Genomic DNA, 14,503 nt, shown 5'->3' on the forward strand with positions numbered 1-14,503 from the left:
TCCACACCGCCACGAGGCGCATCCGGGACACCGGTCCGCGCCGGTCCGCGGCACGATTCTCACCGAGTGGGACATTACGACGGCGGGTAGCGACCCGTTCGCCGGGGCAACCGGCGGCAGGTGTGACGCAACCGACGGCGGCCGGGTAGCCGCGTGGCGGGTCAGGAGATCGGGTCGACGGCCCGGACCGGAGCGGTCCAGTAGCGACGGGGCCCGGCATCGGCACGCCGCGGCGGCGGCCCGACGACGACCTCGGCGGAGAGCACCGTCACCCCGCGCACCGACACGATCACCGGGTCGAGCATCAGCCGGGCCACGTCGGGCAGATCGTCCGCCAGCCGCGCCAGCCGCAGGATCAGCTCCCGCAGCGCGGCCACATCCACCGGCTCGGAGCCGCGGTAGCCGGACAGCAGCGGCGCTGCTCGCACCGACGAGACCAGCCGCTCCGCGTCCACGTCCGTGAGAGGCAGGATGTGGTAGGCCCGGTCGCCGAGCAGGTCGGTCGTCGGCCCGGCCAGCCCGAACGACACCAGCGGGCCGTACCGGGGGTGCTCCTCCGAGCCGAGCACGACGGGCACCCCGGTGGCCACCTGCCGCTGCACCACCAGCGGCGCGTCCGGCCCGACCCGGTCGCGCAGCGAGGCCCAGGCGGCCCGCACCGCCGCCTCGTCGAGCAGCCCGAGCCGTTGCCCGCCCAGCTCGGGGCGGTGCCGGTACGGCCGGGACCGGGCCTTGAGCACCGCCGGCCAGCCGAGCCGGCGCGCCGCCTCGACCGCGGCGTCCGCACTGTCCACCCTGATCATCGGCTCGACCTCGACGCCGTAGCAGGCCAGCAGCGCCGCGCCGGCCTCGTCGTCGAGCGGCCCGGACCGGCCGGCGACCAGGGTCCGGGCCGTGTCGAGGTCCACCGCCAGCGCCGGCACCGTCCCCAGCGGACGGGACCGCCAGCGGGCGTAGGAGACCACCTCCCGCAGCGCGGCCACCGCGCCCTCGGGTGAGGGGTAGGCCGGTACCGCGCCGAGCTCCGGGATCCGGGTCCCGCCGAGGACGCCCGCGAGGACCGGGATGTCCAGGGTCGCCGCGGCGGAGGCGACGGCGGCGGCGAGCGGGGCGACCGGCTGCGGCGGCAGCGGGGCGACGGTGACCATCAGCGCGTCCGACGTCGGCGCCGCGGCCAGCATGGCCGCCGCGAACGGCTCCGGCGCGCTGCCGAGCTTCAGCAGCACGGACTCGACGGTGAGCCCGGCGGCCTCGGCCGCCTCGACGGTGAGCCGCACCAGCGCACGCGAGTCGCCGATGACCGTCAGCCGCCGGCCGCGCGGCAACGGCTGGCTGGCGAGCAGCTGCGCGACGTCGAAGCCGGCCGGCACCCGGTCCACGGAGATCACGCCGGCCTGCCGCAGCAGCGCCGTGTCCAGCTCGGAACGCCCAGCCCGCACGACCACCACCGGGGTGCCGCGGCCGACCCGGCGGGCCAGCCGGGCGAACTTGCGCGGGTTGCCGAACGTCTCCAGGTGCAGCAGCGCGACCTCGGTCGCCGGGTCGTCCTCCCAGTACTGCAGCATGTCGTTGCCCGAGATGTCGGCCCGGTCGCCGGCCGAGACGAAGACCGACATGCCGAGGCCACGGGTCTCGGCCGCCGTCAGCATCGCGGTCCCCAGCGGCCCGGACTGCGAGTAGCACCCGATCCGTCCGGGTGGCGGCATCTGGCCCGCCAGCGAGGCGTTCAGGCCCACCGCAGGGTTCTGGATGCCGAGGCTCGCCGGCCCGACCACGCGCATCCCGGCGGCACGCGCGGCGGCGGCCAGCGTGGCCTCGGCCGGCTCGTCACGCAGGTCGGTGATCACGACGAGACCGCGCACGCCGTGGCGCCCGCAGGCCTCGACGACCTCCGTGGTCTCGGCGGGCGGCACGCACAGCACCGCGAGGTCCACCGGGCCGTCGATGTCCTCGACGCGCGCGAACGCCCGGACCGACGACACCGCGCCCGGGTCGGCCGCGGCGGCCGGGTTCACCGGGTAGACCGGGCCGGCGAACCCGCCGTCCAGCAGGTTGCGCAGCACCGCGTTGCCGGTGGCGCCGGGCCGCCGCGACGCGCCAAGGACCGCCACCGCCCGGGGCCGCAGCAGCCGGCCGATCGACGCGGCCTCGGCCCGGTGCTCGCGGGACCGCATGACGTCGACGGACGTCTCCGTCGGCTCTATGTCGAAGGACAGCCGGACCGCGCCGGAGTCCCACTGCCGGGCGACCTTGTAGCCGGCGTCCAGGAACACCCTGATCATGTTCTGGTTCTCGGCCAGCACGTCCGCGTCGAACCGGCGGATCCCCCGCTCCCAGGCCGCCGCCGCCAAGTGCTCGAGCAGCACCGAGCCGACGCCACGGCCCTGCTGCGCGTCCTCGACGAGGAAGGCGACCTCGGCCGCCGACGCCGGGCGCACCAACGCCGCGCCGTCAGGGCCAGACCGCGCGGCCGGCAGCGCTGATCCCCCCGGCGGCGCCGGGGGGTCGTCCAGCGGCAAAGCCGCCGAGCCGGCCGGCCGCACTGCCGCGTCGCCGTCCTGCGGCGAGGCCGCGGTGCCCTCCTGCGACGAGGCCGCGGTGCCCTCCCAGTGCGCGAGCGCGACCATGTCCTCGCCGATGAGGGCGATCAGCGCGCCGCGCACCGACTGGTCGACGACGGTGAACCGCCGGACGTCCGCCGCGGACAGGCCGCGGCGCACTCCGAAGAACCGCAGGTAGATCGAGCGTTCCGACAGCCGGTCCCAGAAGTCCAGCAGCCGGGGCCCGTCACTCGCCAGGATCGGCCGGATGTGCGCCGTGCCGCCGTCAGAGAGGATCACGTCGGCTTCCCAGCCGGCCGGGTACCCCATGCCGGTCAGCGGTCGCGCCACGGGTCGAGCCCGTGCAGCGGAAGGATCTCACGCCTCGTCTCGGCGACCGCGCGGTCCAGCGGGTCGTCCGGGTCGCCCTCGCCGGCGTCCCACCCACGGTAGGTCACGGGACCGCCGCCGTCACCGAACGCGGTCGGCATCGCGGCTATCGCCGCGTCGTCCCGCGCCGGCCCCCGCCCGGTGGCGACGCCGACCCGGCCGGGCGCGGCCTCGCGCCACTCGGTCGGAAGCGGGCGGTCCACCGGCAGCGGCGCGTGCGCCGCGATCGCGAGCAGGTGCGTCCAGGCCCGCGGGACGACCGTCTCCAGCGCGTACCCGCCGCCGCCGCAGGCGACCCAGCGGCCACCCGCGACCTCGTGGGCCAGCTCGTGCAGGGCGTCGTAGGAGGCCCGCTGGCCGTCGACCGTCAGCCGCAGGTCGGCCAGCGGGTCCAGGGCGTGGGTGTCACAGCCGTGCTGGGTGACCAGCACGTCCGGCCGGAACTGGCGCAGCAGCACCGGCACGACGCCGGAGAACGCGCGCAGCCAGCCGGCGTCGCCGGTGCCCGGCGGCAGCGCGACGTTCACGGCCGTGCCCTCGGCGTCGCCCGCCCCGCTCTCCGCCGGGAAGCCGGTCCCGGGGAAGAGGGTGCGGCCCGACTGGTGCAGCGAGATCGTCAGCACACGCGGGTCGTCGTAGAACGCGTTCTGGACCCCGTCGCCGTGGTGGACGTCCACGTCGACGTAAGCGACCCGGCTGGCGCCGTTCGCCAGCAGCCAGGCGATCGCGACGGCCGGATCGTTGTAGACGCAGAAGCCGCTCGCGCCGGCCCGCATCGCGTGGTGCAGCCCGCCGGCGATCGTCACCGCATGCCGGTGGGTGCCCGACCAGACCGCCCTGGCCGCCGTCAGGGTCGCGCCGGTCGCCGAAGCGGCTGCCTCGTGCATGCCGCGGAACACCGGGTTGTCCGAGGTGCCGAGCGCAAACATCGCGGCCAGCCGCGGGTTGCCGCCTCCGGGGGCGCCGACGTGCCGGACGGCGGCGACGTAGGCCGGGTCGTGGACCAGCTCGATCAGCTGGTCGGTCGCGAGCGACCCCGCGGCCCTGGTCAGGCCGGGGGTGGCGAGCACCCCGGCCCGCGCCGCCAGCTCCATGGTCAGCGCGAGGCGGACCGGGTGCATCGGGTGGTGCGGGCCGAAGTCGTACCCGAGCAGGTCGTCGTCCCAGACCACCAGCGTGTCCCGGCCGGCCTCCGCCGGCTCCTGGCCGGGCCCCGCCGGTGCGCCGGACTCGCGGCCGCTCGCGTCCATACCGCGACGGTAGCCGTCCTGGGCCTGGGATGGAGCCCCACGTCCACCGGTCCCCGCGCCGCCCGGCGGTGACGGAGCCCGTCCGTTCCGTCCGGAAGCCGGGCCCAGCCATTGCGCGGGGTTTCCAGACGGATACGGCCCGTTTGAGCGTGGCGGCCGGACAAGACCGCGAGATTACTTTCCGCCTGGTGTGTGGTGGCAGGCGATGGAAAGCCGGCTCCCAGTCACTAGGGTCGGTCGCGTGGCGGGCAACCAGTACACGCAGACCCCCGGCGGCGCGGACGGCTCCGGTGGGGGGGTCCGCGAGGGAACATTGCTCTGGGAGCCCTCGCCGGAACGGGTCCGCGACGCCGGCGTGACGCACTACCGGGAGTTCATCGCCGCCGAGTACGGAACACGGTTCGCCGACGAGCACGAGCTGTGGCGCTGGTCGGCCACCGAGCTGGGCCCGTTCTGGGAGTCGATCTGGAGCTTCTGCGGCCTGCGGGGCGAGCGCGGCGACGGCCCGGCGCTGGCCAGTGCCGGGATGCCCGGCGCCACCTGGTTCCCCGGCGCCAAGGTCAACTACGCCGAGAACGCGCTCAGCCGCCGCGGGCCCGAACCAGCTGTGATCGCGATCCGGGAGGACGCGGCCACGGTCGTGCTGTCCTGGGACGAGATGCGGCGCCAGGTGGCCCGGTGCGCCGCCGGGCTGCGCCGGCTGGGCGTTCACCGTGGCGACCGGGTCGCGGCGGTGCTGCCGAACTGCGCGCACGCGGTGATCGCGATGCTGGCCACGGCCAGCATCGGCGCCGTCTGGTCGAGCTGCTCGCCGGATTTCGGCCCGTCCGGGCTCGCCGACCGGTTCAGCCAGATCGCCCCGAAAGTACTGATCGTCGTCGACGGCTACACCTACAACGGCACGCCGCACGACATCCTGCACAACATCGGCGAGCTCGTGCAGTCGCTGCCGGATCTGGCCGCCACCGTCGTCGTGCCCTATGTCGCGGCCGACGTGGTCGAGCGGGCGCTCCGGATGCGGCTGCCCGGGATGACCTGGTGGGACGAGCTCGTGATCGGCCTGGCCGAGACGCCGACATTCGAGCCGATGCCGTTCGCGGCGCCACTGTGGATTCTCTACTCGTCCGGCACCACCGGCCTTCCGAAGCCCATCGTGCACAGTCACGGCGGAATCCTGCTGGAACACCTCAAATCCCTGGCGCTGCACCTTGATCTGGGCCCGGACGACCGATTCTGCTGGTTCACGACGACCGGCTGGATGATGTGGAACTTCCTCATCTCCGGCATGCTCGTCGGCTCGACGATCGTCCTCTACGACGGCAGCCCGACGTTCCCGGACAACTCCACCCTGTGGCGCCTGGTCGAGGCCCTGGAGCTGACCTGCCTGGGGGTGTCGGCCGCGTTCATCCACGACTGCCTGGGCAAGGGCCTGGCTCCCTGCGTCGTGTCCGACATGTCGACGCTGCGGACCGTCGGCTCCACCGGCTCGCCGCTGTCGACCGACGGCTACGCGTGGGTGTACGACTCGGTGAAGCCGGACGTGCTGCTGACCTCGATCAGCGGCGGCACCGACGTGTGCGGGCCGCTGGCCGCTGCGCTGCCGACCACCCCCGTCCGCGCGGGCGAGATGGGCGGACGGGCGCTGGGCTGCGCCGTCGACGTGTTCGACGAGGCGGGCAAGCCACTGGTCGACGAGGTCGGCGAGCTGGTCGTGACGGCGCCGATGCCGTCGATGCCGCTGCTGTTCTGGGGCGACCGGGACGGCTCCCGGCTACGGGAGAGCTACTACTCCACGTACCCCGGGGTGTGGCGGCACGGCGACTTCGCCCGGCTGACCCCGTCCGGTGGCGTGGTGGTCGAGGGCCGTTCGGACGCGACCCTCAACCGGGGCGGCATCCGGCTTGGCACCGCCGAGCTCTACCGGGTGGTCGAACGGTCCGACGGCGTGCGGGACAGCCTGGTCGCCGACACCTCGGCCGGGCCGCGCCAGAGCGGCCAACTGCTGCTGTTCGTCGTGATGAAGAAGCGCGGCACGCTTACCGAGCAACGGGCCGCCGCGCTCAAGGCCGAGATCCGCGCCGAGCTCTCACCGCGGCACGTGCCCGACCGCATCATCGAGATCCTCGACGTCCCCCGCACCCTGACCGGCAAGAAGCTGGAGGTCCCGGTCAAGCGCCTCCTCGCCGGCGTCCCCCTCGACCGCGCCGTCAGCCTCGCCGCCGTCGCCAACCCCGAGGCCCTCGCGCCGTTCATCCGCTAGAGCGGTCTCGGCGGTTCCCGCGCACCTCAGCCCGTCCGCAACGTGCAGCGGCAGGCGACCGTGCGGGCGCGCAGGCGCGCCTCCGCGGAGGCATCCCCACGAGCGCAGCGACGTGGGGGTGCCGCAGCGGAGGTCGCCGGAGCGCCCGTGAGCGGAGGAGGACGTGGCGCGGAGGTCCCTTGCGAGCGCAGCGAGCAAGGGGCCGTAGCGCCGCGCCCGGACGGAGCGAACCAGAAATACAGCAGCCCCGACAGCCCATGATCGCCGTTTTGGCCCTCTGGTGGATCCTGCTGGCCAATTACACGCAGCTACGACTCGGCCGGGACTGGCCGCCGATCAGGGGGCGAGCGGTCGTTCCGGCGTCCGTTATGTGGCGTATGTCTGGGCACCTCTTCTAGATCACCCGAGGCTTTCCCGAATTAGCCAGCAGGGTCCTGGTGGTCGTACCTGGAGATGTTTCGCAACCACCGGAGGGCCGAAACGGCGATCATGGCGACGGCCACTGGGTGGAGGCTCCGCATACGAAGAAGGCCCGCCCCCTTTGTTGGGGACGGGCCTCCGACTAACACTTGCTAATCGAGGAACTCACGCAGGCGGCCGGCTACGGCGGGCTTGCGAAGTTCGCGCAGGGTGTCGCGCTCGATCTGGCGGATGCGCTCGCGGGTCAGGCCGAGGCGGTTGCCCACCTCTGCCAGGGTGTGCTGCTTGCCGTCGGCGAGGCCGAACCGCAGGCGCATCACCTCCCGCTCGCGCGGGGACAGGTTGCCGAGCACGTGGTCGATCTCGTCCTGCATGGCGCCGTACGAGGCGGCGTCCGCGGGCGAGGTCGCGTCCGAGTCCTCAATGAAGTCGCCGAGCACGGAGTCGCCATCGTCACCGACGGTGGTCTCCAGGCTGACCGTGTCCTGCGCGTACCGGCGCAGCTCCACGACCTGCTCGAGCGGCATGTCGAGCTCGAGCGCGAGCTCCTCGTCGGTCGGCTCGCGGCCGAGCGTCGAGACGAGCTGGCGCTGCAGTCGAGTGATCTTGTTGATCTGCTCGACCACGTGGACGGGGATCCGGATCGTCCGGGCCTGGTCGGCCAGCGCGCGGCCGATGGCCTGGCGAATCCACCAGGTGGCGTAGGTCGAGAACTTGTATCCCTTGGCGTAGTCGAATTTCTCGACCGCGCGGATGAGACCGAGGTTCCCCTCCTGCACCAGGTCCAACAGCGTCATGCCACGGCCGCTGTACTTCTTGGCGACCGAGACGACCAGACGCAGGTTGGCCGAGACCAGCTGCTGCTTGGCGGCCTCGCCGTCGCGGACCAGCAGTTTCAGGTCACGGTGCAGGTCGGGCTCGAGGTCGCCTGCCGTGTTGAGCTTGTGCTCGGCGAAGAGGCCGGCCTCGACCCGCTTGGAAAGCTCGACCTCCTGGGCGGCGTTGAGCAGCGGGACCCGGCCGATCTCGCGCAGGTACATGCGCACGAGGTCGGCGGTGCCAGCGTGCTCAGCCGTCACGCGGCCGGGCTCGGACGGGGCAGCGGATCGCTCCGCGCCGTCCTCCTCCTCGACCACTTCGACGCCGGCCGCGACGAGCCTGGCGACCAGCGCGGGCAGCAGCTCGGTGCCGACGTCGGCGGTCTCGAGGGCCTCGCGCAGCTCGGACCGGCTGACCTCGCCGGACTCGCGACCGCGGGCGATCAGCTCCGCGACAGTGCTGACGTCGAGTTCGTCAATGTCCTCGGCGACTGCCGTCAGGGTACGGGCGGAAGAGGTACGGGCAGCGGAAGTCGACCGACGCGGGCGCCGCGCGCTGGTACGCGCGCGCGGGGCGTCGTCGTGAAGTTCCAGAGCAGACAGCGTCATCAGTGATAGATCCGAAGGTCGGTGCGAGTGGGTCGTCGTCCTTGCACGTGGAGGTAACGTCTGACGACGCGAACCGATTCCCCGCGCAGGCACAGCCGGACGGCAGCGAACGCCGGGCCTACGCCGCAGTGTAGACCCTCGACCTCGGGACGCTGTACTCGCTTGTCGCGAAGACTACCCCGCCGATCGGCCGTTGTGGCTGAAACGACGAACTATCTAGGCAGTTCTTCCCTACAGCACACGCCCCTCGGACGCTTTTCACAACGTCTCGCGGTTGGAACGGCACCCTCTGCACAGAAACACACGTCACGTGTAGACGGTTGCCGTCCCACCTTCGAGCGTCACACGTCCAGCATCAGACGGAGTACCCTGCGCGCGGCGTGTAACGACACCACATTTGTGATCCACCCCACACGGGGTCGCCGGCCGCTCGGGCGCGCCGCGGCCGTCTAGCCGGCGTCCCCAGCAGCATGGCCGTCGCCGCCGAGGATCCCGCTGCCGGCGGACCGCCCCACCACGGCGTCGTCGCCGGCCCGCCGGGCGTCCGGCACCCCGGCGACACCTGGCCGCCCACTCGCCATCCGCGCCGCCTCGGCCTGGATCTCGGGCAGGTCCTCGCGGGCCAACAGGTCGAGCAGCAGCGCCGCGGTCCACGAGAAGCTGTTGCTGCCGGCGCCCGAGCCGTCCAGCGGCGAGTAATACTCGAACATCTCCCCCGAGTTGACGATCAGGTTCAGCACGTTCGCGCGCAGCTCGCGGGCCGCGTCGTGTCGGCCGTACCGCTCCAGCCCGTCGGCGAGCAGCCAGTTGATGTTGATCCAGACCGGGCCCTGCCAGTAGCAGCGGGGCTCGAAGACCGGGTCGTCGGCGGGCACGCTCGCGACGCCGTAGCGGGGCCAGTACCGTGGCGAGGTCATCGCCTTGACCAGCGCGTCGACCCGCTCCTCAGGCACGACGCCCGCGTACAGCGGCAGGAAACCGCCGACGGTCTCGTGGCGCAGCAGCTCACCGGTACGGAAGTCGCAGCTGTAGTAGGTCGAGGACGACCAGAGCCGCTCCATCGCCTCGCGGCAGCGGCGCATCTGGCGGGTCAGCCGCTTGGAAAGCGTCACGCCCGCCTCGGCCGCGATCTCGACCAGGTGGTCGTCGGCCCGGACGAGGATCGCGTTGAACGCGACGTCCTGCACCAGCGGCACGTCCGTCTCCCGGATGTTCCGGAAGGCATACCCGCTGCGGCGCAGTTCCCGGACCACCCGGTAGAGGGTGAACAGCTCGGCCGAGGTGAGGCGCTCCTCCGCCGGGACCTCCTTGGAGTCCCGGCGCATCGCGTCCAGTGCCTCGGCCGCGCCCAGCCGCTTGAGCACGTTCACCCGGCGCGGGGTGATCGGGAGCGTGGCCTCCATCCAGGGCGGGGTGTTGTCCATCCCCGACTCCCAGGAGTGCACCAGCGTGACCAGGCCGTCGTCGTCCGGGTCACGCTCGAAGTGCAGGAACTCGTGGAAGCGGATCAGGCCAGGCAGCAGGGCGCGGTAGAAGTCCGCGCGGGCCTTCGGGTCGAGCATCTCGCCCACCCGCAGGGCGGCCTCCGCGATCATCGGCGGCTGGGTGATCCCGGTGCTCAGCGCGCCCGAGGCCGTCGTGGTGACCCGGTCGATCCGCCACCGCTGCGGGCCGGCGTGGTAGAAGTCGTCGACCTCGGCGAAGATCACGTGCGGGATCATGCCGTTCGGCCACTGGCCGCGCAGCAGCGAGAGCACCTCGGCCGCGGCCCGGGCCGGGTCGACGTGGCGCAGCCCGATCGCGATGAAACACGAGTCCCACAGCCACTGGTGTGGATACAGAGTCGGGGACGGCCGGGTGACGTCGCCCAGGTCGTTGCCGCGCAGTACTTCGACGGCTGTCGCGCGCAAAGACTGCAGGTCAGGGGGCAACGTGGGGGCTGAGGAACCAGCGGACCTCGGAGCGGGCATCGTGCGAGGGTATCCAGCTACTGTTGCGTCGGAGCCGGCAACCCGTTACAAGCAGCCCCGGTCACGGCGTTTCTTGGCCTTCGCAGACCATTGGGCCGTCTACCAGGCACGATCGTGAAAATGGCGCATTTCCGCCGGAGATGGGCGGCCGGCCGCAGGGTCCACGAGCCGCCCGCAGGGACGCCGGAAGACCCACGGAAGGGCCGCCGGCGACCGAAGTTTTTCCCGGCCCCCGCGCCGCCGCGGCCGGGACAGGAGACCGTCGCGCCGACCATCCCGCGGCAAGCCCTGGTAACCACAACGTCACGCGACGAGATCACTCGCCGCGCGGCCGCGATCCCGCCGGCCCGGCCAGGGCCGAGCGCGCCGCCGGCCCCGGGCACCCGTGCCCCGGGCCCGGCCGGCCGCCTGCTCAGTGCCAGTCGCTGATCTGCACGTCTCGCGGCGCGGGCGCGCCCGCGCCCGTCTCCACCAGCGACTTCAGGCTCATCAGGAACGAGCCCCACTTGGTGCTGCAGTGGTGCATGAACTCCCCCGGCTCGCGCCAGCCCGCGTGGCTGAACAGCACGATCGTGTAGTCGCCGTTCTGCCGCAGGTCCCAGCCGACCGTCGTCCCGACCCACTCCTCGGGGCCGTCGACCACTCGCCAGGCCACCCGCTCGGCCGGCCGCAGCTCAACGACCTCCATGTCGAAACCACCGACCGGGAACCGGAACGCCAGCACCCCGCCGAGGTCGCCGCTTCCCTTCGTGTCCTCGGTCCACCAGCCGGCGAGGCCCTCGACCGTCGTCAGCGCGTCGTACACCTTCTCCGGCGTCGGGGTGTTCGTTCCGACCCTGTGCAGGATGTCCACCATCTCGGCTCTCCTCAGTCCTGTCAGTCCTGTCAGTCCTGTTGCCTGTCGGCCTGGGCACGCTGGATCGACTCGGCGATCCCCTTGATCCGCCGCAGCCGGGCGTCCCACGCCGACCCGACCGCGGTCAGCTGCGCCACGGCGCGCGCGAGCTGGGCGTCGTCCACCCGGTATCTCTTCTCGCGGCCGGCCGGCGCCGCCTGGACCAGGCCGACCCGGTCCAGAACGCCGAGGTGCTTGGCCACCGCCTGGCGGGTGACCGGAAGCTGCCGGCTCAGCGAGGTCGCGGTGCCGGTGCCGTCGATGAGCAGCAGGTCGAGCAGGCGGCGGCGGGTCGGGTCCCCGATCGCGGACCAGAGGTCGTCGTCGACCTTCTCGGCGACCGCGCTGCTCACGGCCGCACCCCGAGCTTCGCGACGTACGGCCCCAGGCGCGCCAGGTAGAAGTCCCAGCCGGAGACGTGGTCGTTGTACTGCTGCTCCAGGACCGCGGCCTCCCAGCCCAGCTCGCGGAAGCCGGTCTCGGTCATCTTCAGCAGCGTGCCGGCGCCCGAGGGGACCAGCTCGAAGGTGACCAGCAGCGAGTTGCCCGCCGCCGCGGCCTGGTCGGCCGGGTGCGTCCAGCGGAACGCGAAGGTCCGCGGCTTCCACGCCTCGACGACCGTGAAGGCCATCACGGTCCCGCCCGCGTCGCGGTCCCCGAAGACGAGTTCCCCCGTGGATCCGAGGGTCGGCTCGTACCGGGCGTCGTCCGGCCACCACTCCTTGACGTGGTCGGGACTGCTCACCACCTCGAAGACGACCTCGGGCGACGCGTCAATGTAGATCTCGCGCTCGATGGTGCCGAGCTCCATGGCAGCCTCCCGCAACATTTGGTTGCCCTTGAGGTTAGCCGCGGAACCGGCGTTACGCAACCATCGGTTGCTTCTTCAGTGCGTGGCTTCGATGACCACCGTGCGAGCCCACCCAGGCGGGTTCGGCCCGGTGGTGCCCAGACCGGGTTCGCGCAGCAGGCCGATGACGACCCGGACGCCGGGCGGAGGCTGCTCGGGCCAAGGGGTGTAGCCGTCGGTGAGCACGATGATCGTCGACGGGCGCGGGCGCAGCCTGGCGGCCGCGGCGATACCCGCGCCCATGTCCGTGCCGCCTCCGCCGGCCAGGCGGACCTGACCGGCCTGGCTGACTCGCCGCAGCGTGGGCACGGTGGTGTCGACCGCGAGCACCCGGACCCCGCCGCCGCGCAGCCCGGCCCGGCTCAGAATGCCGTCGATCTCGGCGAGCGCCTGGGCGAGCAGGCCTTCGTGCATGGAACCCGAGGTGTCGCAGACGATGGCCACCTCGGGGACCGGCCGGCGCATCGTGGGCAGCACGACGCCGGGCGCGGCGCGCGCCCGCCGGGACGGGTGGCGGTAGCTGTAGTCGACCGCACCGGCCGCGACGCTGATCGCGGCGCGGATCTCGGCCGCGAGCACCCGCCGCCAGTCGACCCGTGACGGCAGCATCGCCTCGGCCCACCGCAGCCAGCCGCCGGCGACCGTGCCCGGGTCGGTCGCGTACTGGCGGTGGATGTCCGCGGCGACGCCGAGCCGCAACAGGTCGCCCTGCGCACGTGAGAGCCCGCCGGGCGGCCCGTCCGCCGTGTGGTCCCCCGTTTCGATGCCACCGCCGCGCTCTGCGGGCCGGGCATCGGCACCGGCCCCGCAGTCCCAGTGCCGGGGCCCGGGCACGGCCACCCGGTAGTAGGCCTCCGTGAGCTGTCCGGCCGGGGCGTCAAGGTCTCCCGGCAGGTCGGGGGCCGCGCGCGGCCGGCAGCCGTCGACCTCAAGGTCGTCGTTGATCTCCGCGTCGGCGGACCTGTTCCAGCGGGCGCGGCCCTCGTCTTCGGTGACGCCGTTCGCCTCGGCCCGGGCCGCGTGATCGCGGATCAGATGGCCGGTGAGATGGAGGAACAACCGGCCCAGCTCAGTCGGGTCGAAGCCGGCCAGGAGGTCGGGGTCGACGCAGAGCCGCCAGTTCCGGTCGACGGCGATCGTGCCGCTCGCGGGCGCGGCCACGACGGAGCAGGCGAACAGGGCGCGGGCCAGGTAGGGCTGGCGGGCGACCGCCCAGATCCGCGCGGCGGCGATCTTCGTCCGGTCCGGCCCGGTCAGCGCGCTCATCGCCGCTGGTCCGCTCGGCTCACCCCGACAAGCCGGCTCAGCCGGGCAAGCCAGCTCAGCCGAGGGCGCCGGCCCATCCGAGAAGGCCGGCTCATCCCGCGAGGCCGGCTCATCCGAGCAGGCCGGCCTCGCGCAGCAGTGGGGCGAACGTCGACACCTCGGGTGGGATCGGCGCGCCGGCCGGGCGGCAGCGGGCCAGGGTGCGGGCGGCGGCCGCCGCGACGTCGGGAGCCGCGTGGGCGGCACGCCCGAACGCCCGCCAGCCGCGCTCCCAGCGCCCCGAGCCCGGGTCCGCGGCGACCACGGCCGCGATCGACGAAAGCGCCGCGTAGGCCCGGTCGCCCCGTTCCGGCAGGACGAAGGAGTCCGGGTCTGCCAGCACGGACTCGGGGTCGGGTAGGTCCGCCTCGACGAGCCAGGTCAGGAACTCCGCCCCGGCGCCCGGGCCGACGCAGCCGCGCACCAGCAGCGAGACCATCCCGTCGCCGACGGCGGCGGCCCGCGCCGCGGCGAGCAGCCGAGCCGTCATCTCCCAGGTCCGCGGGCTCGGCCAGGCCCGCCCCGCGGTCAGGGCCTGCTCAGGCACGGCGATGGTCAGCTCGGGCCGTACGGTCAGGAACCCGGCCACCCAGCTGCGGGCCACCGGGACCTGGTCGGGCCAGTCGCCGGCCAGGGCGGGCGGCGTGACGGTCGGCCAGCCGCCGGCGAAGCCCTCGGCCACGGCGCGTGGGTCCAGCGGCCAGTCCAGATGGCAGAAGCGGTTGGCCAGCGGCGCGGAGAGATCCCAGCCGTCGGCGGCCTGCTCCGGCGGGTTGGCCGCGGCCACGACGGCGACCTCGTCGGGCAGGGTGAGATCGCCGACCGTTCGTTCCAGCACGACCCGAAGCAGCGCAGCCTGCACCGCCGGCGGCGCGGTGGAGATCTCGTCGAAGAACACCAGCCCGTGCCCGGCGCCGACCAGCCGGGTCGCCCACCGTGGCGGCGCGAACTCCACCCGGGCGGACCCGCCGAGGCCGGTCACGACCGGGAGCCCGGCGAAGTCGGAGGGCTCCCGGATGGAGGAGATCACCGTCTCGCACGGCCAGCCCGCCGCCTCGGCCATCGCCTGGATCGCCGAGGTCTTGCCGGTCCCGGGCGGTCCCCACAGCAGCACCGGGACCCGGGCCGCGACGGCAAGGCCAAGCGCCCCGGTTACCGAAGACTGTCCACCCACATGCGCAGTGTGGCAGGCTCTC

The 14,503-nt window shown here is 73.3% G+C and carries 10 protein-coding genes; 1 reads left to right on the forward strand and 9 read right to left on the reverse strand.

Annotated elements, in window-relative coordinates; translation table 11 throughout:
* Positions 1 to 161: 161 nt before the first annotated feature.
* Positions 162 to 2,870 carry a bifunctional acetate--CoA ligase family protein/GNAT family N-acetyltransferase gene (locus FRADC12_RS06980; protein ID WP_045879198.1) on the reverse strand — a complete coding sequence of 903 codons (2,709 nt, stop codon included), beginning with the start codon at positions 2,868 to 2,870 and terminating at the stop codon, positions 162 to 164.
* 5 nt (positions 2,871 to 2,875) lie between these two features.
* Positions 2,876 to 4,180, reverse strand: a complete 1,305-nt coding sequence (locus tag FRADC12_RS06985; RefSeq protein ID WP_045876032.1) for an acetoin utilization protein AcuC — start codon at positions 4,178 to 4,180, stop codon at positions 2,876 to 2,878.
* Positions 4,181 to 4,385: 205 nt separating this feature from the next.
* On the opposite strand from FRADC12_RS06985, the gene FRADC12_RS06990 reads away from it, so the two are divergent.
* Complete coding sequence (locus FRADC12_RS06990; protein WP_198152814.1) at positions 4,386 to 6,440, forward strand: acetoacetate--CoA ligase; 2,055 nt, start codon at positions 4,386 to 4,388, stop codon at positions 6,438 to 6,440.
* A gap of 572 nt (positions 6,441 to 7,012) precedes the next feature.
* On the opposite strand, the gene FRADC12_RS06995 is transcribed toward FRADC12_RS06990, so the two are convergent.
* The 7 genes from FRADC12_RS06995 to FRADC12_RS07025 all read right to left on the reverse strand — a co-directional run bounded on the left by FRADC12_RS06995 (position 7,013) and on the right by FRADC12_RS07025 (position 14,481).
* On the reverse strand, positions 7,013 to 8,287 hold the full coding sequence (locus FRADC12_RS06995) for a sigma-70 family RNA polymerase sigma factor (RefSeq protein WP_084010499.1): 1,275 nt from the start codon (positions 8,285 to 8,287) through the stop codon (positions 7,013 to 7,015).
* Between the two features lie 449 nt (positions 8,288 to 8,736).
* The gene (locus FRADC12_RS07000) at positions 8,737 to 10,257 is read right to left on the reverse strand and encodes an amylo-alpha-1,6-glucosidase (protein WP_045876033.1); all 1,521 of its coding nucleotides are present in this window, start codon (positions 10,255 to 10,257) and stop codon (positions 8,737 to 8,739) included.
* Positions 10,258 to 10,669: 412 nt separating this feature from the next.
* Entirely contained in the window at positions 10,670 to 11,113 is a 444-nt protein-coding gene (locus FRADC12_RS07005; protein ID WP_045876034.1) for an SRPBCC family protein, read from the reverse strand.
* A 29-nt stretch (positions 11,114 to 11,142) separates the two neighbouring features.
* Entirely contained in the window at positions 11,143 to 11,505 is a 363-nt protein-coding gene (locus FRADC12_RS07010; RefSeq protein ID WP_045876035.1) for an ArsR/SmtB family transcription factor, read from the reverse strand.
* Positions 11,502 to 11,963 carry an SRPBCC family protein gene (locus tag FRADC12_RS07015; RefSeq protein ID WP_045876036.1) on the reverse strand — a complete coding sequence of 154 codons (462 nt, stop codon included), beginning with the start codon at positions 11,961 to 11,963 and terminating at the stop codon, positions 11,502 to 11,504. Before FRADC12_RS07015 ends, FRADC12_RS07010 begins: the two co-directional genes overlap by 4 nt.
* Before the next feature lie 75 nt (positions 11,964 to 12,038).
* The gene (locus FRADC12_RS07020; RefSeq protein WP_045876037.1) at positions 12,039 to 13,268 is read right to left on the reverse strand and encodes a vWA domain-containing protein; all 1,230 of its coding nucleotides are present in this window, start codon (positions 13,266 to 13,268) and stop codon (positions 12,039 to 12,041) included.
* 109 nt (positions 13,269 to 13,377) lie between these two features.
* Positions 13,378 to 14,481 (reverse strand): AAA family ATPase, encoded by a 1,104-nt coding sequence (locus tag FRADC12_RS07025; RefSeq protein WP_045876038.1) that lies wholly within the window; start codon positions 14,479 to 14,481, stop codon positions 13,378 to 13,380.
* Positions 14,482 to 14,503: the final 22 nt, after the last annotated feature.

It is taken from the genome of Pseudofrankia sp. DC12 (assembly GCF_000966285.1).
Lineage (GTDB): Bacteria > Actinomycetota > Actinomycetes > Frankiales > Frankiaceae > Pseudofrankia.

Coding starts and splice junctions, on each gene's coding strand:
- FRADC12_RS06980 (WP_045879198.1), bottom strand. CDS start 2,870: ATGGGGTACCCGGCCGGCTGGGAAGCCGACGTGATCCTCTCTGACGGC.
- FRADC12_RS06985 (WP_045876032.1), bottom strand. CDS start 4,180: ATGGACGCGAGCGGCCGCGAGTCCGGCGCACCGGCGGGGCCCGGCCAG.
- FRADC12_RS06990 (WP_198152814.1), top strand. CDS start 4,386: ATGGAAAGCCGGCTCCCAGTCACTAGGGTCGGTCGCGTGGCGGGCAAC.
- FRADC12_RS06995 (WP_084010499.1), bottom strand. CDS start 8,287: ATGACGCTGTCTGCTCTGGAACTTCACGACGACGCCCCGCGCGCGCGT.
- FRADC12_RS07000 (WP_045876033.1), bottom strand. CDS start 10,257: ATGCCCGCTCCGAGGTCCGCTGGTTCCTCAGCCCCCACGTTGCCCCCT.
- FRADC12_RS07005 (WP_045876034.1), bottom strand. CDS start 11,113: ATGGTGGACATCCTGCACAGGGTCGGAACGAACACCCCGACGCCGGAG.
- FRADC12_RS07015 (WP_045876036.1), bottom strand. CDS start 11,963: ATGGAGCTCGGCACCATCGAGCGCGAGATCTACATTGACGCGTCGCCC.
- FRADC12_RS07020 (WP_045876037.1), bottom strand. CDS start 13,268: ATGAGCGCGCTGACCGGGCCGGACCGGACGAAGATCGCCGCCGCGCGG.